Origin of the sequence: Tsukamurella pseudospumae (assembly GCF_001575195.1) — a bacterium.
GTDB lineage: Bacteria > Actinomycetota > Actinomycetes > Mycobacteriales > Mycobacteriaceae > Tsukamurella > Tsukamurella pseudospumae.
Window position 1 is genome coordinate 575,584 of the sequence record NZ_LSRF01000001.1, and the last position, 19,912, is coordinate 595,495.

General features: G+C 71.6%; 18 protein-coding genes. 9 read left to right on the plus strand and 9 right to left on the minus strand.

Going from position 1 to position 19,912, the window contains the following annotated elements; translation table 11 throughout:
* Positions 1–49: 49 nt before the first annotated feature.
* The 4 genes from AXK60_RS02695 to treY are packed head-to-tail and all read right to left on the minus strand — an operon-like array spanning position 50 to position 5,979.
* Positions 50–1,090 carry an LLM class F420-dependent oxidoreductase gene (locus tag AXK60_RS02695; protein WP_068569418.1) on the minus strand — a complete coding sequence of 347 codons (1,041 nt, stop codon included), beginning with the start codon at positions 1,088–1,090 and terminating at the stop codon, positions 50–52.
* A 57-nt stretch (positions 1,091–1,147) separates the two neighbouring features.
* Positions 1,148–2,887 carry a malto-oligosyltrehalose trehalohydrolase gene (gene treZ, locus AXK60_RS02700; protein WP_231855374.1) on the minus strand — a complete coding sequence of 580 codons (1,740 nt, stop codon included), beginning with the start codon at positions 2,885–2,887 and terminating at the stop codon, positions 1,148–1,150.
* Positions 2,888–2,905: 18 nt separating this feature from the next.
* Entirely contained in the window at positions 2,906–3,583 is a 678-nt protein-coding gene (locus tag AXK60_RS02705; protein ID WP_139057714.1) for a hypothetical protein, read from the minus strand.
* Between the two features lie 35 nt (positions 3,584–3,618).
* A complete protein-coding gene (gene treY, locus AXK60_RS02710) occupies positions 3,619–5,979 on the minus strand; it encodes a malto-oligosyltrehalose synthase (RefSeq protein ID WP_244881000.1) in 2,361 nt (786 codons plus the stop codon).
* 33 nt (positions 5,980–6,012) lie between these two features.
* Here treY and AXK60_RS02715 point away from each other — a divergent pair, with 33 nt between their 5' ends.
* From AXK60_RS02715 to bsaP, 5 genes are all read left to right on the plus strand, one after another.
* On the plus strand, positions 6,013–7,284 hold the full coding sequence (locus AXK60_RS02715; RefSeq protein ID WP_068569421.1) for an adenosylmethionine--8-amino-7-oxononanoate transaminase: 1,272 nt from the start codon (positions 6,013–6,015) through the stop codon (positions 7,282–7,284).
* 4 nt (positions 7,285–7,288) lie between these two features.
* On the plus strand, positions 7,289–8,422 hold the full coding sequence (locus tag AXK60_RS02720) for an 8-amino-7-oxononanoate synthase (RefSeq protein ID WP_068569422.1): 1,134 nt from the start codon (positions 7,289–7,291) through the stop codon (positions 8,420–8,422).
* Positions 8,419–9,129 carry a dethiobiotin synthase gene (bioD, locus tag AXK60_RS02725; protein WP_068569423.1) on the plus strand — a complete coding sequence of 237 codons (711 nt, stop codon included), beginning with the start codon at positions 8,419–8,421 and terminating at the stop codon, positions 9,127–9,129. The genes AXK60_RS02720 and bioD overlap by 4 nt, the downstream gene beginning before the upstream one ends.
* A gap of 114 nt (positions 9,130–9,243) precedes the next feature.
* Complete coding sequence (gene bioB, locus AXK60_RS02730) at positions 9,244–10,251, plus strand: biotin synthase BioB (RefSeq protein ID WP_068569921.1); 1,008 nt, start codon at positions 9,244–9,246, stop codon at positions 10,249–10,251.
* 23 nt (positions 10,252–10,274) lie between these two features.
* Positions 10,275–10,466, plus strand: a complete 192-nt coding sequence (gene bsaP, locus AXK60_RS02735) for a biotin synthase auxiliary protein BsaP (protein WP_068569920.1) — start codon at positions 10,275–10,277, stop codon at positions 10,464–10,466.
* Between the two features lie 589 nt (positions 10,467–11,055).
* Here bsaP and AXK60_RS02740 read toward each other — a convergent pair.
* The 4 genes from AXK60_RS02740 to AXK60_RS02755 form a co-directional block, all read right to left on the minus strand.
* The gene (locus tag AXK60_RS02740; RefSeq protein ID WP_068569424.1) at positions 11,056–11,709 is read right to left on the minus strand and encodes a CE1759 family FMN reductase; all 654 of its coding nucleotides are present in this window, start codon (positions 11,707–11,709) and stop codon (positions 11,056–11,058) included.
* Between the two features lie 2 nt (positions 11,710–11,711).
* Complete coding sequence (locus AXK60_RS02745; RefSeq protein ID WP_068569425.1) at positions 11,712–12,845, minus strand: LLM class flavin-dependent oxidoreductase; 1,134 nt, start codon at positions 12,843–12,845, stop codon at positions 11,712–11,714.
* A gap of 81 nt (positions 12,846–12,926) precedes the next feature.
* Entirely contained in the window at positions 12,927–13,628 is a 702-nt protein-coding gene (locus tag AXK60_RS02750; RefSeq protein WP_068569426.1) for a hypothetical protein, read from the minus strand.
* Entirely contained in the window at positions 13,625–14,602 is a 978-nt protein-coding gene (locus AXK60_RS02755) for a patatin-like phospholipase family protein (RefSeq protein ID WP_068569427.1), read from the minus strand. Before AXK60_RS02755 ends, AXK60_RS02750 begins: the two co-directional genes overlap by 4 nt.
* 132 nt (positions 14,603–14,734) lie before the next feature.
* Between AXK60_RS02755 and AXK60_RS02760 the strand changes: the two genes are divergently transcribed.
* Positions 14,735–15,676 carry an acyl-ACP desaturase gene (locus AXK60_RS02760; RefSeq protein WP_068569922.1) on the plus strand — a complete coding sequence of 314 codons (942 nt, stop codon included), beginning with the start codon at positions 14,735–14,737 and terminating at the stop codon, positions 15,674–15,676.
* A gap of 42 nt (positions 15,677–15,718) precedes the next feature.
* Here the strand turns inward: AXK60_RS02760 and AXK60_RS02765 are convergent, their stop codons facing one another.
* Entirely contained in the window at positions 15,719–16,444 is a 726-nt protein-coding gene (locus AXK60_RS02765; RefSeq protein ID WP_068569428.1) for an NUDIX hydrolase, read from the minus strand.
* Positions 16,445–16,493: 49 nt separating this feature from the next.
* Here AXK60_RS02765 and nadA point away from each other — a divergent pair, with 49 nt between their 5' ends.
* Genes nadA through nadC form a run of 3 tightly spaced genes read left to right on the plus strand, consistent with a single transcriptional unit; the run spans position 16,494 to position 19,890 of the window.
* Entirely contained in the window at positions 16,494–17,546 is a 1,053-nt protein-coding gene (gene nadA, locus AXK60_RS02770; protein WP_068569429.1) for a quinolinate synthase NadA, read from the plus strand.
* A complete protein-coding gene (gene nadB, locus AXK60_RS02775; RefSeq protein ID WP_068569430.1) occupies positions 17,543–19,030 on the plus strand; it encodes an L-aspartate oxidase in 1,488 nt (495 codons plus the stop codon). Before nadA ends, nadB begins: the two co-directional genes overlap by 4 nt.
* Positions 19,027–19,890, plus strand: coding sequence for a carboxylating nicotinate-nucleotide diphosphorylase (gene nadC / locus AXK60_RS02780; protein ID WP_068569431.1), 864 nt, complete (start codon positions 19,027–19,029; stop codon positions 19,888–19,890). Before nadB ends, nadC begins: the two co-directional genes overlap by 4 nt.
* Positions 19,891–19,912 lie beyond the last annotated feature (22 nt).

Below are 19,912 nucleotides of genomic sequence, written 5' to 3' on the forward strand. Positions count from 1 at the left end.
GCGGTCCGGAAATCTTCCCGGACCGCCCCCTATCGGACTGTGTCGGACGCTACAGGAGCCCGCGCAGCAGCTCGACCTGCTGTACGCGGCCCGCCGCGTCCTCCGCGATCGGCACTACGTTGAGCACCGTGGCGCCCGCTTCCTCGAAGGCCGCGATCCGCTCCTTGACGAAGCCCTTCGGGCCGATCAGCGAGACATTGCGTGCCAGCTCGTCGGGCACGGCCTCGACGGCGGCGGCCTTGTCGCCCGCGAGGTAGAGCTCCTGGATCCGGTCCGCCTCGGCGCCGTAGCCGTAGTTGGTGGCCAGCGTGTGGTAGAAGTTCTTGCCCTTGGCACCCATGCCGCCGATGTACAGCGCGAGGTGCGGCTTGACGAAGCCGAGCAGGTGATCGACGTTCTCGCCGATCGCGAGCGCCGGCCCGGCGTAGACGTCGAGCTCGCCGAGCGCGGGATCGCGCTTGGCCTTGCCTTCCGCCACCGCATCGCCCCACACGTCCTTGGCCTTCTCGGGCAGGAAGAAGATGGGCTGCCAGCCCTCGGCGACCTCGGCGGCCAGCGCCACGTTCTTCTGTCCGAGTGCGGCAAGCAGGACCGGGATACGGTCGCGCACAGGGTGGTTGATCAGCTTGAGCGGCTTGCCCAGGCCGGTGCCGCCGTCCTCCTCGGTGAGCGGCATCGTGTAGTACTTGCCGCGGTGCTCGAGCCGCTCGCGGCTCCAGACCTTGCGGCAGATCTCGATGATCTCGCGGGTACGGCCGATCGGGGCGTCGTACTTCACGCCGTGGAAGCCCTCGATCACCTGCGGGCCCGATGCGCCGAGGCCGAGGATGAACCGGCCGTCGGAGACGTTGTCGAGTCCGGCGGCGGTCATCGCGGTCAGCGTGGGCGTGCGGGTGTAGATCTGCAGGATGCCGGACGCGAGCTTGATGCGCTCGGTCTTCGCGGCGAGGTAGCCGAGCGCGCTGACGGCGTCGAACGAGTACGCCTCGGGGACGAAGACGATGTCCAGCCCCGCCCGCTCCAGGTCGAGGACCTCGTCGGCCGTGGCCTTGAACCCGTCCGTGTAGTTGATGCCCAATCCGATTCGCATACGGGCAAGGTTCTCACAAAGCGATCGCTTAGCAACAGGGTGGCAGGAAAAGTGACTTCATAGTGCGCGGCGCAGGACGACGAAGGATTCGCCCGGCACGGTCGTCGCGCCGCCCTGGACCGACGGTGCCGCCCACTCCAGCACGGGGGTGCCCCCGAACGGCGCCGTGACCGGCGGGTCGGAGACGTTGACGATCAGCGTGAGGTCGCCGCGGTGCACCGCGAACCAGGTGGCCTCGCCGGGGTGGTCGACGGTGACCGCGCGCAGATCGTCGACGGCGAGCGCCGGGTCGTCGCGCAGCGCGATGAGCGCGCGATAGCTGCGCAGCAGCCGGGCGTGCTCGGGGTGTTCCCGCTCGGTCCAGTCCAGATGGGACGCCGCAAAGGTGGCCGGGTCCTGCGGGTCGGGCACCTCGCCCGGCGGCCAACCGTGCGCGGCGAACTCCGCCGTGCGACCCTCGACCGTCGCGCGGGCCAGCTCCGGCTCCGGGTGACTGGTGAAGAACCGGAAGGGCGTGCGCGCGCCCCACTCCTCGCCCATGAACAGCATCGGAGTGAAGGCGGAGAACAGGACCAGCGCGGCCTTGATCGCGAGCCGACCGGGGGACAGGTACTCGGACGGCCGGTCGCCCCGGGCGCGGTTGCCCACCTGGTCGTGCGTGCAGGTATAGGCCAGGAGCTGCGACGGTGCCACCACCGCCGGGTCGATCCGCTCGCCGTGCACCCGCCCGCGGAAGGAGCTGAAGGTGCCGGCGTGGAAGAAGCCCTCGGTGAGCACCGTCGCCAGGCACTCCGGGCTGCCGAAGTCGGCGTAGTAGCCCTGCCGCTCGCCGGAGACGTAGGTGTGGATCGCGTGGTGCACGTCGTCGTTCCACTGCGCCGCGAGCCCGTAACCGCCGCGGTCCGCGGCCGTGACCAGGCGCGGATCGTTGAGATCGGACTCCGCGATCAGCGCCAGTGGCCGACCGAGCTCCGCGGACAGCTCGGTGGCCAGCGCCGCGGCGTCGGCCAGCAGGTGTCGGTCGGGATCGTCCACGAGGGCGTGCACCGCGTCGAGCCGCAGCCCGTCGACCCCGTAGCGGCGCAGCCACCACGCCATGTCGTCGAGGATGAAGCGCCGCACCTCGGCACTGCCCGCGCCGTCCAGGTTGATCGTCCGGCCCCAGGTGTTCGCGCCGTCGGTCTCGTACGGGCCGAACCGCCCGAGGTAGTTGCCGGACGGGCCGAGGTGGTTGTGCACCACGTCGAGCAGCACGCCCAGCCCGACCTGGTGCGCGGCGGCGACGAACCGCTCCAGGCCCGCCGGCCCGCCGTAGGGCTCGTGCACGGCGAACCAACCGACACCGTCGTAGCCCCAACCGTGCGTGCCGTTGAAGGCGTTGACCGGCATGACCTGGACGAAACCGACGCCCAGTTCCACGAGGTACGGGAGCCGCTCGACGGCCGCGTCGAAAGTGCCCTCGGAGGTGAACGTGCCGATGTGCAACTCGTACACGACGGCGCCGCGCAGCTCCCGGCCCTCCCAGCGCGGCGGCGCGACCTCCGGGATCAGGGCCGACGGTGCGTGCACTCCGTCGGGTTGGCGCGGTGACCGCGGATCGGGGAGTACGGTGCCGTCATCGTCGAGCAGGTAGCCGTACCGCGCTCCCTCGCGGGCCGGTGCCGTGGTGCGCCACCAACCGCCGGGGTCGGCCCGCATCGGGTGCACCGCGCCGTCGAGCCAGAGACGCACCCGATCCGGGCGCGGCGCCCACACCTCGAACCGATGATCGGCGAGAGAAGGGGGCGGCATGGACATCGGTGAAGAACGATAGCGTCAGTGCAACGCCTCCCACTCCGGGGTGCGTGCGCGGTGCAGCGCCAGCGCTGCCACCGCCGACTCGACGGATTCGTGCCGACCACCGGAGATGCACCCGACGGACCGGAACTCGTGCTGGTCCAGCAGACGGAACCGCCACATCTCGTCGAGAGAATCGGCACAGATGTGGGTGGTGAGCGTGACCACCGCGGGCACACCGAGGCAGGCGTTCCCGTCCTCCGCGAAGAGCTCCCCGAAGGTGCGCTCCCCGAGCCGGACGTACAGCGTGTCGCCCATCGGGACCTCACTGAGCACCGACCGCGCCCCGTCCAGCACCAGCCTGTCGTAGATGTCCGCCGTGAGCTCCCAGGCAGTGGACATGCCGGCACAGCGGATGAGGAGGTGCGCCACCTCCTCCGGATCCTCCAGCAGCCCGAGGATCGAGTTGCGGCCCTCGCGCAACGCCCGCACCTCGATCGCGCCGCCGGGCAGGGATTGGGCCGTGAGCCGCGACGTGGCGACCGTCATCACCAGCCGACCCGTGGGCAGCAGATCGGCGGGGAGGCCGTGCTCCCGGAGCGATTCCGCCACCCGTGCCAGCGACGAGGCGCGGATCCGAGCGCCGCTGACGCCGGCGCGCGCGGTGGCGGACTGGGCGAGTGCCGTCCGAAGCGGCCGCGGGGTTTCGCTGTTCATGTTCACGAGTGTGCGCGGACCCACTGACAAGTTTTCTACTCGCGCACCAGCAGGGCGACAGGATGTTCGAGGAGAACCTCGGCGAGTGTCGCCCGACCTGCGAAGACGTTCCCCGTGAGACGATCCGTCCATGCGCCCCCGCCGAGGTCCACGCGTGTGCCGCGCCAGCCCCCGGCGCGGTCGAGGACCAGGGAGCGGCGCGTCGCGAGGGCGGCCACGTCGGACGATCCGCCTTGCGGGCCGCGGTGGAACCCGAGCAGGTGATCGGCACCGGGGCCGTCCGCGCGGAGCGGAGTGTAGGAGCCGCCGACGAAGCTGTCCGGGCGCTCGCGGCGCAGCCGCAGCGCTGCGCGCACCACTGCCCGCTTGGGGTGCGAGTCGTCCCGCAGCGCCGTCCAGTCGACGGGGCGGCGGTTGTCGGGATCCACGAGCGAGTCCTCCCATCGCTCCGTGCCCTGGTAGATGTCGGGCACGCCCGGCCCGGCGAGCTGCAGCAGCTTCTGCGCGAGGGAGTCGGAACGGCCGTGCGGAGCGAGTCCGGCGACCAGCTCCGCCATCTCCGTACCGACCGGACCGCCCAGCACCGCGTCGAGAAACGTGTGACCGGCGGCCTCGAAGGCACCGTCGGGCGAGGTCCAGGAGGTGCCGATCCGGGCCTCCCGCATGGCCTTCTCGGCGTACGCGTGCAGCCGGCCCCGCAGGTCGTCGGTGACCGCGCCGTCGTCGGGCAGGACGCCGAACACCGTCTGGAGCAGGAACAATCCTGTGACCGGATCGGGTGCGGAGGGCAGCTCGGGCAGCCACCGCTCCACCGCCGTCGCCCAGTCGCCGGAGCACTGGCCGAGCACCCCGATCCGGGCCCGGACGTCCTCACCGCGCTTGGTGTCGTGGGTCGAGAGGGTGGTCATCGCCGCGGGCCACTCGACGGCGCGGCGGGACAGGGCCGGGTGGGGATCCTCGGGCCCGAAGTCCGACGGTGCGCCGCCCACCTCCTGCAGGGAGATCAGCCGGGCGGCGCGGTAATAGGAGGTGTCCTCGAGGGACTTCGCCGTGAGCGCCCCGGTGAGCTGGGCGAACCGGTGCGCGCTGTCCCGGCCGAGGGAGCGCGCGGCCGCCACGGCCTCGGTCGCGGTCGCCTGCCCGGGCACGGCCTCGCCGAAGGTCGACCGATAGTGCGCATAGGTTCCCGTGTTCGCGGCGGGGACGTGCAGGACCGGGTAGTCGTCGCGGTAGTAGGGGATCTCGTTCATCCACGCCAGCGCGGCCTCCGCGAGCGCATCGATGGGGACGGACGTACCGGTCTCCTCACGGACCGACCGGGCCAGCCGGAGGAACTCGGGGCGCAGATCGCGGGCGGCGAGCTCGTCTCGGAGTCGGAGGACCGAGCTGGAGTTCCACCGCACGGCACCGTCGTCCCCGGTCCAGCGTGTGTGGAGATCCGTCAGGCCCGGCTCCCCGGCGGGGTCGAGCAGGGCGTGACCGAGCTCGCGGAGCGCGTCGTAGCCCGTCGTTCCGGCGACGGGGAGATCCGGATCGAGCGGCTCGTCCGGCTCGAGGATCTTCTCGACCACGATCCAGGCGTCGGGTCCGACGAGCTCGCGCAGCCGGCGCAGGTAGTCGATCGGATCCGCCAGGCCGTCGGGGTGGTCGACGCGCAAGCCGTCGGCGATCCCGTCCGCGAACCAGGAGCCGATCTCGGCGTGCGTCGCGGCGAACACCTCGGGGTCCTCGACGCGGACGCCGGCAAGGTCGTCGACCGTGAAGAACCGCCGGTAGGAGCGCACCGGGGACCGCCAGGGCACCAGCCGGTAGGGCTGCGCGTAATGCAGTCGCTCCGCGTCGAGGCCGCCCACGTCGCGACCGATCGGGAACGTGCGGTCGTGGTAGCGGAGCACGGGCTCGGGCCCCGTACGGTCGACGGCGAGCGCCGCCGCGTCCTCCTCGGAGGCCAGGACCGGGATCGCGAGCTTGCCCCCGGCCCCGTTGCGCGGGTCCCAGTCGATGTCGAAGACGTGCGCGAACGCGGACATCCGGCCGAGGCGCAGTACATCCCACCACCACGGGTTCTGCTCCGGGCGGCCCACGCCGAGATGATTCGGCACGATGTCGATCACCAGGCCGAGGCCGTCGACGTGCGCCGAGTCCGCGAGCCGCTCGAGGCCCTTGCGGCCGCCCAGCTCGCCGCGCACCGTCGTCGGGTCGACGACGTCGTATCCGTGCATGGAACCGCGCACCGCTTCCAGCACCGGCGACAGGTACAGGTGGGTCACGCCGAGATCCGCCAGGTAGGGCACCTGAGCTGCGGCGTCGTCGAACGTGAAGGCAGGGGAGAGCTGCAGGCGGTAGGTCGAACCCACCCGACGTTCCTTCGGGCCCAACCCGCTCGTGCCGTGCACCCGGCCAGAGTAACGCGGCTATGGTGGCCCGACATGACGCCCGATGAGATCCTCGCCCTGGACGCCCGCACCCTCTGGCACCCGTACAGCGCGGTGGGTGGTACCGGGGCCCGGGTGGTCACCTCGGCGGAGGGCGTGCGCCTGACTCTCGGCGACGGATCGCAGGTCATCGACGGGATGAGCTCTTGGTGGGCCGCGATCCACGGCTACCGCAACCCGGTGCTCGACGCCGCGGCGAAGGCGCAGCTCGACACGATGTCGCACGTCATGTTCGGCGGGCTGACTCATGAGAGCGCCGCGCGGCTGGGCGAGCTCCTGGTCCGGATCACGCCGGACGGTCTGGACCGGGTCTTCCTCGCCGACAGTGGCTCGGTGTCGATCGAGGTCGCCGTGAAGACCGCGCTGCAGTACTGGCGCGCCCGGGGGATCAGTGGCCGGAACCGGCTGCTGACCTGGCGCGGCGGCTACCACGGCGACACCTTCACGCCGATGAGCGTGTGCGACCCCGACGGTGGCATGCACTCCCTGTGGTCGGACGTCCTGGCGACGCAGGTCTTCGCGCCGGCGCCGCCCGCGGAGTACGACGAGGACTATGTCGCCGAGCTGGATCGCCTCGTCGGCGAACACGCCCACGAGCTCGCGGCCGTCATCATCGAGCCGGTCGTCCAGGGCGCGGGCGGCATGCGCTTCCACCCGCCCGCGTACGTCGCGGCCCTGCGCGACATCACGGCCCGGCACGGGGTGCTGCTGATCTGCGACGAGATCGCGACCGGATTCGGGCGCACCGGGACGCTGTTCGCGTGCGACGCCGCCGGAGTCACACCGGACATCCTCTGCGTCGGCAAGGCCCTGACCGGGGGATACCTCACGCTGGCCGCGATGCTCTGCACCGACGAGGTCGCGCTGACCATCTCGAACTCCGACCAGGGTGCGCTCATGCACGGACCGACGTTCATGGCGAACCCGCTCGCCTGCGCGATCGCCGTGGCCAGTACGGAACTGCTGCTGTCGCAGAACTGGGCGGCGCGGGTGGGTGCCATCGAGCGGGGACTGCGGGACGGGCTGGCGCCGCTGCGCGCAATGCCCGGCGTCGTCGACGTGCGCGTGTTGGGCGCCATCGGCGTGGTGCAGCTCGACCGGCCGGTCGACATGACCGTCGCCACTGAGGCGACCGTCGCCGCCGGGGTCTGGCTGCGACCCTTCCGCGACCTCGTCTACACGATGCCGCCGTTCATCAGCACGCCCGCGGATGTGGCCGCGATCTGCGGAGGGGTCTCGGCCGCGGTCCGCGCGGCGCTACAGTGATCGGGTGAACGGTGTTCAAGTAGATGCGCTGGGGTGGCTCGACGGCTACGCCGCGGACCGCGCCGAGGCCGGCCTGCGTCGCACGCTGACGGCGCGCCGCCCCGACGAACCCGGGCTCGACCTCGCGTCGAACGATTACCTGGGCCTGAGTCGGCACCCGCGCGTGCTCGCGGCCGCCGCCGACGCCCTGCGCGTCTGGGGAGCCGGCGCCACCGGATCGAGGCTGGTCACCGGCACCACCGAACTGCACGAGTCCTTCGAGCGCGGCGTCGCGGAATTCCTGGGCGCGGAGGCGGCGCTGTGCTTCTCGTCGGGATATCTCGCGAACCTCGGTGTCGTGACCGCGCTCGCGGGCCGCGGTGCCCTGGTCGTCTCTGACGGCGGCTCGCACGCCTCGCTCGTCGACGCCTGCCGCCTCTCCCGCGCGCGCATCGTCGTCACCCCGCGAGGAAACGTGAACGCCGTTCGGGAGGCCCTCGCCGCGCGCACCGAGGTCCGCGCGCTCGTCCTCACCGACTCGGTCTACAGCGCGGACGGCATGCTCGCCCCCGTCGCGGGCCTCTACGCCGCCGCCCGCGCGCACGGCGCGGTCCTCGTCGTCGACGAGGCGCACGGCCTGGGGGTCCGAGGCGACGGCGGGCGCGGTCTCGTCCACGAACTCGGCCTTGCCGGCGCGCCCGACCTCGTCGTCACGGCCACCATGTCCAAGGCCCTCGGCTCCCAGGGGGGCGTCGTCCTCGGACCTCAGAGGGTGCGCGCGCACCTCATCGACGCGGCGCGTCCGTTCATCTTCGACACGGGCCTCGCCCCCGTGGCCGTCGCGGCCGCGGCCGCCGCCCTCGCCGAACTGCGGGCCGACCCCGCGCTCGCGAACCGGGTCCTCGACCGCGCCCGCGCCGTGGCCTCCGGCATCGGCGCGCCCGAGCCGACATCGGCGGTGGTCTCGCTCGTCCTCGGCGAGCCGGAGCGGGCCGTCGCCGCCCGCGACGCCTGCGCGGCGCAGGGCGTGCACGTCGGTTGCTTCCGGCCCCCGTCGGTGCCAGAAGGGACCTCGCGGCTGCGGATCACCGTCCGCGCCGATCTCACGGACGCCGAGGTCGACGCCGCCGTCGCAGTGATCCGGCGGGCGGTCGCATGATCCTCGGCGTGACCGGCACGTCCACCGGCGTCGGTAAGACGGTGGCCACGGCCGCCCTCGCCGCGGCGCTGCGGACCGCGGGGCCGGTCACCGTCGTCAAGCCCGCCCAGACCGGACTGCCCGACGGTGCCGATCGCGACGCCGACGGTGCGCTGTCGGACGCGGCCGAGGTCGCGCGGCTGGTTCCCGGGGTGGAGACGGTCGAGCACCGGCGGTACCCGGAGCCCCTCGCGCCGCTCACCGCGGCCCGCCGCGCGGGTCTGGCGCCCCTGGGCCTCGACGAGGCGGTCGAGATCGTGCGGCGTGTGGAGGGGACGGTCCTCGTGGAGGGGGCCGGCGGCGTCCTGGTGCGCCTCGGCCTCGACGGAACTCGAACACCGTTCACACTCATCGACCTGGCCCGGGAACTCGGCGCGGCGGTCGTGGTGGTGGCCGATCCCGCCCTCGGCACGCTCAACCACACCGAGCTCACCGTCCGGGCGCTGGAGGCCGGCGGGGTCGCCTGCGCGGGGATCGTGCTCTCCCGCTGGCCCGAGGCCCCGGGCCTGGCGGAACGTTGCAACCTCGTCGACCTTCCCGAGCTCACCGGAGTGCCGATCGTGGGCAGGGTGCCCGACGGTGCCCCCGCGCTCGCGCCGGCGCGGTTCGGTGCGCAGGCCGCGTCGTGGTTCGACCGGGAGTGGCTGGCCGGACTCGCCCGACTGTGACCGACGGCCCTTGAACACCGTTCATGAATTGAACGCTGTACAGTGCTCGGTAACCGCGACGCCACGGTGTCGCACACCACAGCCGACAGCGCACAGCCGACGAGGGAGATCTACATGACCGGGGTCCTGGCCGACATCATCGAGGTCGCACGCGAGCAGGTGCTCGAGCGCGGCGAGGGACTGAGCCAGGAGCAGGTCCTGGCCGTGCTGCAGTTGCCCGACGAGAAGCTCGACGAGGTCCTCCAGCTCGCCCACGAGGTGCGCATGAAGTGGTGCGGCCCCGAGGTCGAGGTCGAGGGCATCATCAGCCTCAAGACCGGTGGCTGCCCCGAGGACTGCCATTTCTGCAGCCAGTCGGGCCTGTTCGAGTCGCCCGTGCGCTCGGCGTGGATCGATATCCCGTCGCTGGTCGAGGCCGCCAAGCAGACCGCCAAGACCGGCGCGACGGAGTTCTGCATCGTCGCCGCCGTCCGAGGCCCGGACAAGCGCCTGATGAGCCAGGTGGCCGCCGGCATCGAGGCCATCCGCAACGAGGTCGACATCCAGATCGCGTGCAGCCTCGGCATGCTCACCCAGGAGCAGGTCGACGAGCTCAAGGCGATGGGCGTGCACCGCTACAACCACAACCTGGAGACCTCGCGCTCGCACTTCCCGAAGGTCGTGACCACCCACTCGTGGGAGGAGCGCTGGGGCACCCTGCAGATGGTGCGCGAGGCCGGCATGGAGGTCTGCTGCGGCGGTATCCTGGGTATGGGCGAGACGCTGGAGCAGCGCGCCGAGTTCGCCGCGAACCTGGCCGAGCTCGAGCCCGACGAGGTGCCGCTCAACTTCCTCAACCCGCGCCCCGGCACCCCCTTCGGCGACCTGGACGTGCTCGAGCCGAACGAGGCGCTCCGGTCCATCGCCGCGTTCCGGCTGGCGCTGCCGCGCACGATCCTGCGCTTCGCCGGCGGCCGCGAGATCACCCTCGGTGACCTGGGCGCCGAGAAGGGCATCCTCGGCGGGATCAACGCCGTCATCGTCGGCAACTACCTCACCACTCTGGGTCGGCCCGCTGAGACCGATCTCGACCTGCTCGGCGAGCTGAAGATGCCGATCAAGGCCCTGAACGAGACGCTGTGACGGTCGTGGCCGACAAGGAGCCGGTGTACAACGAGTTCACCGGCAAGCCGCTCGCCGAGGGGGCGCCCGTCTTCGCGGCGGCGCTCCTCGGCCTCGAGCCGCCGCGCTACTGCGCCTACTGTGCGCGCCGGATGATCGTGCAGGTCAGCCCCGACGGCTGGACCGCCCGCTGCTCCCGGCACGGCGAGCTGGACTCGAAGAGCCGCGAGCGCTGACGCCGGCCGCACAGGAACGGTCGATACGCTTACCCTGATGGCTATTCGAACCGCGCCCAGCGCGACCTCCCACGTCGTGGTGCCGATCGTGGTCGGTGCGGTCCTCGGGGCCGCCGCCGCCCTCGTCTGGGGAACGACGGTGCCGGGCGTGCGCGGGGTGGTGCTCTCGTCCGGGCAGACCGTGCTGCGCACGGACTACCTGGACAATTTCTTCGTCGCGACGGCCGCGTTCGCGGCGGTGTCGACGGTCGGCGGGCTGCTGACCGGTGCGGCGCTGTTCCGCGGCGCGCGCCGAACGCCGCGCGGTGTCGGGATCACGCTCGGTGCGGCGGTGATCGGCGTGGTGGTCGCCGTCCTCCTCGGCCAGGCGGTGGTGAACGCCCGGTTCACTGGACCGGTCGCCGCCGGCTCGGACTTCACCGCGGCCCCGTCGATCCGCCTCGACGGTGCCAATCTTCTCGCCCCGGCCGATCACTCCGGCGGCACGATCGCGGACCTCGCGTCGTGGGTGCTGGTCATGGTGTGGCCGGGCGTCGCAGCCCTGTGGTGCACGGTGATCGCTCTGTTCGGCCGGTTGGCGGACGACCGTCTAGCCGGTGTGCCCGCGGAGCAGGTCGGCGAAGTCGGTGACGGGGCCGAGGTCGGTGCCCTTCCCGGAGCGCCGTGGGGCGCCCAGGTCCGACGGTCCGCCGAAGCCGGCCACGGCACCGTCGGACGTGACCAGGGCGCCGGCGAGCTCACCCCCGGCCCGTGAGATCCGGGCCGCGAGCTCGGACGAGCCGAAGTCCTCGGTGGCGGCGAACACGCCGGTCGGGAGGGTCCGGGCGCGCAAGTAGCCGAACAGCGGCCGGAGCGCGTGGTCCAGCACCAACGAGTGTCGCGGCGTGCCGGCGGTGGCGGCGATGAGCACGGGCACCCCGGTCAGTGAATTCGGGTCGAGCGCGTCGAAGAACATCTTGAACAGCCCGCTGTAGCTGGCGGTGAACACCGGCGAGACGGCGATGACGCCGTCGGCCGCAGCGAGCGCATCCTGCGCCGCGGTCAGTGCGGGGGTGGGAACGCCCGTGGTCATCACCGTCGCGAGGACGCGCGCGAGCTCCCGGACCTCGATGACGGCGACCTCCAGCGCCTCACCCCGGGCCGAGACCCCGGCCAGGACGGCATCCGCCAGCTGGTCCGCGAGCAGTCGGGTGGACGACGGCTCGGACACGCCGGCCGTGACGACGACGAGGGAACGCGACATCGTCAGGCCTCCTGTCCGGCGAGCAGGGCGGCGGACGGCACCACGTCGTGATGCGGCGAGTCGGGACCGGCCGCGACCAGCGACTCGTGCGTCGGCGGATTCGAGGGGACGTGGGCGGGGCGGCGCAGCTCGAACTCCTTGCGCAGCACGGGAACCACCTGGGTGCCGAGGATCTCGACCTGCTCGAGCGCCTGCTCGAGCGGCAGGCCGGCGTGGTCGACGAGGAACAGCTGGCGCTGGTAATCGCCCGCGTAGTCGGCGAAGCCGAGCGTCTTCTCGATCACCTGCTCGGGGGTGCCGACGGTGAGCGGGGTCATCTTCTCGAAGTCCTCCAACGACGGGCCGTGGCCGTAGACGGGCGCGTTGTCGAAGTAGGGGCGGAACCGGCGCTTGGCCTCGGCCTCGGTCTCGGCCATGAAGACCTGACCGCCGAGCCCGACGATCGCCTGGTCCGCGGAGCCGTGCCCGTAGTGCTCGAAGCGCTGCCGGTACAGGCGCACCATCTGCTCGGTGTGTTCCTTGTTCCAGAAGATGTTGTTGTGGAAGAAGCCGTCGCCGTAGAAGGCGGCCTGCTCGGCGATCTCGGGCGAGCGGATCGAGCCGTGCCACACGAACGGCGGCGTGCCGTCCAGCGGCGCCGGCGTCGAGGTGTAGCTCTGCAGGGGCGTGCGGAATTCGCCCTCCCAGTCGACGACGCTCTCGCGCCACAGGCGGCGCAGCAGGTGGTAGTTCTCGATGGCCAGCGGGATGCCCTGGCGGATGTCCTTGCCGAACCACGGGTAGACGGGGCCGGTGTTGCCGCGGCCGAGCGTGAGATCGACCCGCCCGTTCGCGAGGTGCTGCAGCATCGCGTAGTCCTCGGCGATCTTCACCGGGTCGTTGGTGGTGATCAGTGTGGTGGCGGTGGAGAGGCGCAGCTTCTCGGTGCGGGCGGCGATCCAGCCGAGCATCGTGGTGGGGGAACTGGGCACGAAGGGCGGGTTGTGGTGCTCGCCGGTCGCGAAGACGTCGAAGCCCACTTCCTCGGCCTTGATCGCGATCTTCGTCATCATCTCGATGCGGTCGTGCTCGCTGATGGTGGTGCCGGTGGTCGGGTCCGCGGTGACGTCGCCGACGCTGAAGATTCCGAACTGCATGTCGATCCTTCCCGTTCGGGCCTCCATCGGGCCCTTCGAGAACTGTAACGGACCGTGGTCCGATTATGTTCCCGAGGGTGATCAGCGCCGTTCGAGCACGTCGGCAGTGGTGAGGACGCGCACCTGCCGGTCCGGTTCGGTGAGCACCGTCAGGAATCCCGGCTCCGCCTTGAGGACGTAGCCGTGCACGGTCCCCGTCTTCGTCACGACGTCCTCGAGCGGCACCCACGGCGTCTCGACGAGGCCGGCGATCGCGAGCAGGCCGATCCCCGCGATCAGAGTGGCGCGCCGGAACACGAACTCCGTGAACCGGCGGAGCACGCCGTGCCGCCAGAACAGCCGCATCGCGACGACGAGGAGCCCGACGACCACGGCGCTGATCGGCACCCAGACGTACCGATAGGTCGCCGACAGGGCGACCGCGGCGGCGATCAGCAGCGCGAGCGTGAGGCTGGTGTCTACGACACCCGTGCGAGTGCCGCGGATCGGCCACACCAGTTTGAGCAGCGTGATCGGCAGCAGTAGGGCCACGAGAGCTCCCGTGAACGCCGCGTCCCCCATCAGAGTCCCGAAGAACATGGTCAGCGCGTCGTTGACGTCGGTCACCGCCATGATCGCCGTCGCGGTGTTCCAGTCCCAGTCCGCCACGGCCAGCAGTCGCAGCAGGAGGAACAGGACGGCCGCGCCGGCGCCAATGCTCAGGCCGCGTGCGACGTCGCCGGTCTCGTCGGCCGCGATCTCGGCGGACGACTCCTCCGACGGGCCCTCGGACGTGCTGGTCATGGCGCTCCCGGCTCGGGTGTCTGGGTCGTCAGGAATTCTCGCGCAGCGCGCCGTCCGGCGTCGAGCAGCCCCTCACGAGCCGCGGTGTCGAGATCGAAGTCGAGGCTCCCGACGGCGCCGGTGTCGATGTAGACGGTGCGGTTGGTGATCCCCTCGTCGGCGAGGCGGTACCGGTTCGAGTCCTGGTCCAGCGCGGTGCGCAGACACCCGACGGCGAGCTGCAGCGGACCGTCGAGTGGCGCGTCCGGTGCGTGCACGCTCGGACGCGCCGACAGCTTCATGCCCCACGTGGGCCAGCGCTCGACGCGTCCGTCGGACCTGTCGAACATCCGCACAGGGAAGGCGGAGAGGAGTGCGCCGTCGACCCAGGTCACCGCGCCCCGGTCGGTGTTCACCCGCACCGGCCGGAAGTAGAAGGGCACCGACATCGAGGCGCGCACGGCCGCGGCGACCGATTGTTCGTCGGCCCGTAGGCCGTACTGGTCGTAGTCCCAGGGCAGCCGGACCAGAACCCGCCGACTGACGTCCGAGACGTTCACGACCAGCGAGTAGCGCTGGTAATCCGCCAGGCCGCACCCCGGGTCGTCGATGATCCGCAGGTCCTCGAAGGTGCGCACGCCCGCATCGGCGAGGAGGGGCGTGAGCCAATCGAGGAGGTGGTCACCCGAATGCATCCCGTCGTGCAGGAGGACTGCCGCACCGTCGCCGACCGGGCCGAACGCGCGCTGCGCGCGGGACTCGTCCGCGAACCTCCGGTAGTCGACCTCGTGCATCGCGTCCACGAGATCCTCGATCGGGCGGCCGGCGCGCTGGTACGCGGCGACGAGCGCTCCGACCACCGCACCGCAGCTGGTGCCACCGATCCGCGGGAACCGGTAGCCGGCGGCGGACAGCTCCGTGATGGCGCCGAGCAGCGCGATGCCGCGGATCCCGCCGCCTTCCAGGACCAGATCGACATTGCGCGGGTGACCCATGTGGCCACGGTAGCCCGCGTGACGGAGCGGCGGTGGTCGTTGTTTTTGTACCGCAAGTTCGGCTGCACCGTCGCCCCGTGGCGTCCTACCATCGGATCGTCCGAAACGACGGAGGCGCTGACCATGTCGACGATGACCGACCTGCAACTGCTGACCGAACTCGAGCCCGTGGTGGAGGACAACATCAATCGTCACCTCCGCGTGGCGAAGCCGTGGAGCCCGCACGACTACGTGCCGTTCGGAGACGGCCGGAACTTCGCCGCGCTCGGAGGGGAGGACTGGGAGCCGGGGCAGTCGCCGCTCTCCGAGGTCGCACGCGTCGCGATGATCACCAACCTCCTCACCGAGGACAACCTCCCGTCGTACCACCGCACGATCGCCGACAACTTCTCCCTCGACGGTGCCTGGGGCACCTGGGTGGGCCGCTGGACCGCGGAGGAGAACCGGCACAGCATCGCGATGCGCGACTACCTCCTGGTGACCCGCTCCGTCGACCCGGTCAAGCTCGAGCGTGACCGGATGACGCACCTGGAGCTCGGGGTGGAGGCCCCGGAGCAGTACGGAGGCGTCCTCGACCAGGTCGTGTACGTGACCATCCAGGAACTCGCGACGCGGGTCAGTCACCGTCAGACCGCCCGCGTGTGCGACGAGCCGGTCGCGGACGCGCTGCTCAAGCGCATCGCCACCGACGAGAACCTGCACATGGTCTTCTACCGGAACCTCACGGCCGCGGCGCTCGACATCGCGCCCGATCAGGTGCTGAAGTCCATCGTCAAGGTGACCACCAACTTCGTCATGCCCGGCGAGGGCAAGCCGGACTTCCGCCGCAACGGCGTGCTCATGGTCAAACACGGCATCTACGATCTGCGGCAGCACCTCGACGATGTGCTCAAACCCATCTTCACGATCTGGGGGCTGTTCGACCGGACCGATGTCTCGGCCGCGGGCGAGCAGTACCGCGACGAGCTGGGCCGCTACCTGGAGAAACTCGAGGCCGACGTGGTGCGGTTCGAGGAGAGTCGCGCCCGTGCCGTGGAGCGGGAACGGGCCCGGGCCGCCCGGAAGTCCGCCTGATCTCCGCGGGTCCGACGGTGCGCCGCACCCGGCAGGGTGCCGTCAGCCCGGCGGGCGCAGCGTCGCGAACTCGTCGGTGATGCGCAGGTAGGAATCGGTGAACCGGTACAGCGCGGGCGGGCGCCCGCGCGTGGCCTGCCCCGTCTCGCCGGTCGCCGTGATCACCGAGCGTCGCGAGAGGATGCGCAGCAGGTTCGTCGCGTCCACGGGGTAGCCGAGCACGGCGACGTACACATCGCGGAGCTGCGAGACCGGGAACGCGCGCGGCGCCAGTGCGAAGCCGATGTTCGAGTACGACAGGCGCGCCGCGAGGCGCGCGCGGGCGCGGTGCACCATCGCGGCGTGGTCGAAGGCCATCGTGGGGAGGGCCTCGACGGGGTGCCAGGTGGTGTCGTCGGGCAGTCGTGGGTCGGTGCCGGACCGGACGAGGCCGAGGAAGGTGGACGCCAGGGTGCGATCGGCGTCCTCGTTCGCGGGCACGCGATGGGGGTCGGAGAACTCGGCGAACTGCTCGAGGTGGGCGACCTCGGTGAGGTCGACCTTCTCCGCGAGCAGCCGGCGCGCGCTCGTGGGGAGGTCCTCGCGCGGATCGAGCAGGCCGCCGGGGAGCGACCAGGCGCCCTGGTCCGGGGCCATCGCGCGCTGCCACAGCAGGACCTCGAGGACGCCCGATGGTCCCGCCGGCCCCGACGAGGGAGTGACCCGGAACACAGCGGAGAGGACCTCGTGCGCGACCCGGTGCGGGGGAGCGGTGCTAGCATCGGCCATATATCGATCATAGGTCGATAAATAGTCCGACAGAAAGGGAGGCGCCGCGATGACCACAGCCACGTCCGCCGCCACCGCATTCAGCTCGCCCCTCTACGACCGGATCGTCGAGGGCGGTGGCATGTACACCGGCGTCGACGGCGACCGGGAGTGGGCCGCCGAGGTCAAGCGACTCGCGAAGCTCCGCGATGCCACGATCCTCGCGCACAACTACGAGCTGCCCGCCATTCAGGACGTCGCCGACTTCGTCGGGGACTCGCTGGCGCTCTCGCGCATCGCCGCCGACGTCTCGACCTCGACGATCGTCTTCTGCGGCGTCCACTTCATGGCGGAGACGGCGAAGATCCTCAGCCCGGAGAAGACGGTCCTCATCCCGGACCAGCGCGCCGGCTGCTCGCTCGCCGACTCGATCAAGGCCGTCGAACTGCAGGAGTGGAAGGACGAGCACCCGGGTGCCGTCGTCGTCTCCTACGTCAACACCACCGCCGAGGTGAAGGCGCTCACCGACATCTGCTGCACGTCGTCGAACGCGGTCGAGGTGGTGCAGTCGATCCCCGAGGACACCGAGATCCTGTTCCTGCCGGATCAGTTCCTCGGCGCGCACGTCAAGCGCGTCACGGGCCGGCAGAACATGCACATCTGGGCGGGCGAGTGCCATGTGCACGCGGGCATCAACGGCGACGAGCTCGCCGCGCAGGCCAAGGCCCACCCGGATGCCGACCTCTACGTGCACCCGGAGTGCGGTTGCGCCACCTCCGCGCTGTACCTGGCCGGCGAGGGCGCCGTCCCCGACGACCGGGTCAAGATCCTCTCGACCGGCGGCATGCTCGACGAGGCGCGCGCCACCGGCAAGAAGGAGGTCCTCGTGGCCACCGAGGTCGGCATGCTGCACCAACTGCGCATGGCGGCGCCCGGGGTGGACTTCCGCGCCGTCAACGACCGCGCGTCGTGCAAGTACATGAAGATGATCACGCCGGCCGCGCTACTGCGGTGCCTGGTCGAGGGCAAGGACGAGGTGTTCGTGGACGCCGCGATGGCCGACGCCGGCCGCAAGGCCGTGACCCGCATGATCGGCATCGGGCAGCCCGGCGGCGGGGAATGACGACCGGGGCCGAGCGGCCCGACGCTGCCGACCTGCTCGTCGTCGGCGCGGGCGTTGCGGGGCTCACCGCCGCGATCGCGGCGGCCGATGCGGGCCTGACGGTGACGGTGCTGTTCAAGCCCTCGGTGGGCGGCGCACCGTCGACCTCGACGGCGTACGCGCAGGGAGGCATCGCGGTCGTCGACGTGAACGACCCGGAGGACTCCGTCGAGCGGCACGTCGCGGACACCGTCGCGGCGGGCGGCCCGCTCGTGGACGTCGAAGCGGCCCGGTCGATCCTGGCCGACGGTCCGACCGCGGTGGACCGGCTCATCTCCTGGGGTGCGCAGTTCGACCGCCGCCCCGACGGCACGCTCAAGCGAACCCGCGAGGGTGGGCACTGCCTGTCCCGCATCATCCATGCCGGGGGCGACGCCACCGGTGCGGAGGTCCAGCGCGCCCTGACCGCGGCCGCGAAGACCCGCACGACGCTGACCGCGCGGCCCGGCCAGGCGTACGCCCTGCTCGCGAACGGCGACCGGATCGTCGGCGTGCGCACGCCCGACGGTGACGTCTTCGGCCGGACGGTGCTCCTCGCCACGGGCGGCGCGGGGCACCTGTTCGCCAGCACGACGAATCCGCTCGGTGCGACGGGCGACGGCATCGCGCTCGCGGCCGCCGTCGGCGCGGACGTCCGCGAGCTGGAGTACGTCCAGTTCCATCCGACGATGCTGTACACGCCGGGCGCGCGCGGTCGGCGACCGCTGATCTCGGAGGCCGTCCGCGGCGAGGGCGCGCACCTGCAGGACGCGAACGGCGATGCGGTCATGGCCGGCGTGCATCCGATGGGCGACCTCGCGCCGCGCGACGTCGTGGCCCGCGCCGTCACCGACGCGATGGAACGCACCGGCGCGCCGTGCGTGTACCTCGACGCCACGATGATCCCCGATGTCGCGCAACGTTTCCCGACGGTGACGGAAGCCGTCCGGGGCGCAGGCCTGGACCCGCAGACGGACCTCATCCCCGTCGTCCCCGGCGCGCACTACCTGTGCGGCGGCGTGGTCACCGATCTCCACGGCGCGACGACCGCGCCGGGCCTGTACGCGGCCGGCGAGGTCGCGCACACCGGCCTGCACGGCGCGAACCGCCTGGCCTCCAACAGCCTGCTCGAGGCACTGGTCATGGGCCTGCGGGTCGCGTCCGCGGCGCAGGTCGCCCCCGCGCTGCCCGACGGTGCCGTGCGCCCGATCTCGCCGTCGACCGCGCGCGCGGAGCGCCCCGAGCTCCAGGACGCCATGACGCGCTTCTGCGGGGTCCGGCGCACCGTCGACGGCCTGGACGAGCTCGGCGCGCTGCTCGCCGACCCGGGGTTCGTCGTCGACGAGCCCGCGGCCACCCCGCGCGATCACGAGGACGGCGTGCTCGCCACCGTCGCACGACTGATGGCGGCGCAGGCGCTGGCCCGCCAGGAGACCACGACCGAGGCGCTGGAGGCGACCCGATGACGGAACTGACGCTCGAGCCCGACCGCGCCGAGGTGGTGCGGCTCATCCGCACGGCGCTCGACGAGGACCTCCGGTACGGCCCGGACGTGACCAGCGAGGCCACGGTGCCCGACGGTGCCACCACCCTCGCGAAGGTGATCAGCCGGGAGCACGGGGTGCTGGCCGGCGTGCCCGTCGCGGAATGGGTGCTCGACGAGGTGGTCGGCCCCGGCAACTACCGGGTGCCCGCGAAGATCGCCGACGGCACCGTCATCGCGCCCGGCGACGTCGCGATGGCGATCGAGGCACCGACCCGCGCCCTGCTCACCGCCGAGCGCACGATGCTCAACGTGCTGACGCATCTGTCGGGCATCGCGACGGCGACCGCGGCCTGGGTCGAGGAGGTCGACGGCACGGAGACGAAGATCCGCGACAGCCGCAAGACGCTGCCGGGCCTGCGCGCGCTGCAGAAGTACGCGGTCCGCGCCGGCGGGGGAGTCAACCACCGGATGGGGCTCGGCGACGCCGCACTCATCAAGGACAACCACGTGGTCGCGGCCGGTTCGGTGACGGCGGCGGTGGAGGCGGTACGCCGTCGTGCACCGGGGGTGCCGCTCGAGGTCGAGGTCGACTCGCTCGAGCAGCTCGACGAGGCCTTCGCGCTCGGCGTCGATCTCGTTCTGCTGGACAACATGCCGCTGTGGATGACGCAGTCCGCGGTGCAGCGCCGGAACAAGACGGCCCCGCGGACCAAGCTCGAGTCGTCCGGTGGGCTGCACCTCGACGTGGCGCGGGACTACGCGCGCACCGGCGTCGACTACCTCGCCGTCGGTGCCCTCACGCACTCGGTGAGGGCCCTCGACCTGGGGCTGGACATGTAGCGAGGGTCACGAGGCGGGCGGT

Excerpts from the sequence above, each read along its gene's own strand:
- treZ (WP_231855374.1), bottom strand. The coding sequence starts at position 2,887 with ATGTCCATGCCGCCCCCTTCTCTCGCCGATCATCGGTTCGAGGTGTGG.
- AXK60_RS02750 (WP_068569426.1), bottom strand. The coding sequence starts at position 13,628 with ATGACCAGCACGTCCGAGGGCCCGTCGGAGGAGTCGTCCGCCGAGATC.
- bioB (WP_068569921.1), top strand. The coding sequence starts at position 9,244 with ATGACCGGGGTCCTGGCCGACATCATCGAGGTCGCACGCGAGCAGGTG.
- AXK60_RS02765 (WP_068569428.1), bottom strand. The coding sequence starts at position 16,444 with ATGGCCGATGCTAGCACCGCTCCCCCGCACCGGGTCGCGCACGAGGTC.
- AXK60_RS02755 (WP_068569427.1), bottom strand. The coding sequence starts at position 14,602 with ATGGGTCACCCGCGCAATGTCGATCTGGTCCTGGAAGGCGGCGGGATC.
- bioD (WP_068569423.1), top strand. The coding sequence starts at position 8,419 with ATGATCCTCGGCGTGACCGGCACGTCCACCGGCGTCGGTAAGACGGTG.
- AXK60_RS02705 (WP_139057714.1), bottom strand. The coding sequence starts at position 3,583 with ATGAACAGCGAAACCCCGCGGCCGCTTCGGACGGCACTCGCCCAGTCC.
- AXK60_RS02695 (WP_068569418.1), bottom strand. The coding sequence starts at position 1,090 with ATGCGAATCGGATTGGGCATCAACTACACGGACGGGTTCAAGGCCACG.
- AXK60_RS02745 (WP_068569425.1), bottom strand. The coding sequence starts at position 12,845 with ATGCAGTTCGGAATCTTCAGCGTCGGCGACGTCACCGCGGACCCGACC.
- nadC (WP_068569431.1), top strand. The coding sequence starts at position 19,027 with ATGACGGAACTGACGCTCGAGCCCGACCGCGCCGAGGTGGTGCGGCTC.
- AXK60_RS02760 (WP_068569922.1), top strand. The coding sequence starts at position 14,735 with ATGACCGACCTGCAACTGCTGACCGAACTCGAGCCCGTGGTGGAGGAC.
- nadB (WP_068569430.1), top strand. The coding sequence starts at position 17,543 with ATGACGACCGGGGCCGAGCGGCCCGACGCTGCCGACCTGCTCGTCGTC.
- nadA (WP_068569429.1), top strand. The coding sequence starts at position 16,494 with ATGACCACAGCCACGTCCGCCGCCACCGCATTCAGCTCGCCCCTCTAC.
- AXK60_RS02715 (WP_068569421.1), top strand. The coding sequence starts at position 6,013 with ATGACGCCCGATGAGATCCTCGCCCTGGACGCCCGCACCCTCTGGCAC.
- AXK60_RS02740 (WP_068569424.1), bottom strand. The coding sequence starts at position 11,709 with ATGTCGCGTTCCCTCGTCGTCGTCACGGCCGGCGTGTCCGAGCCGTCG.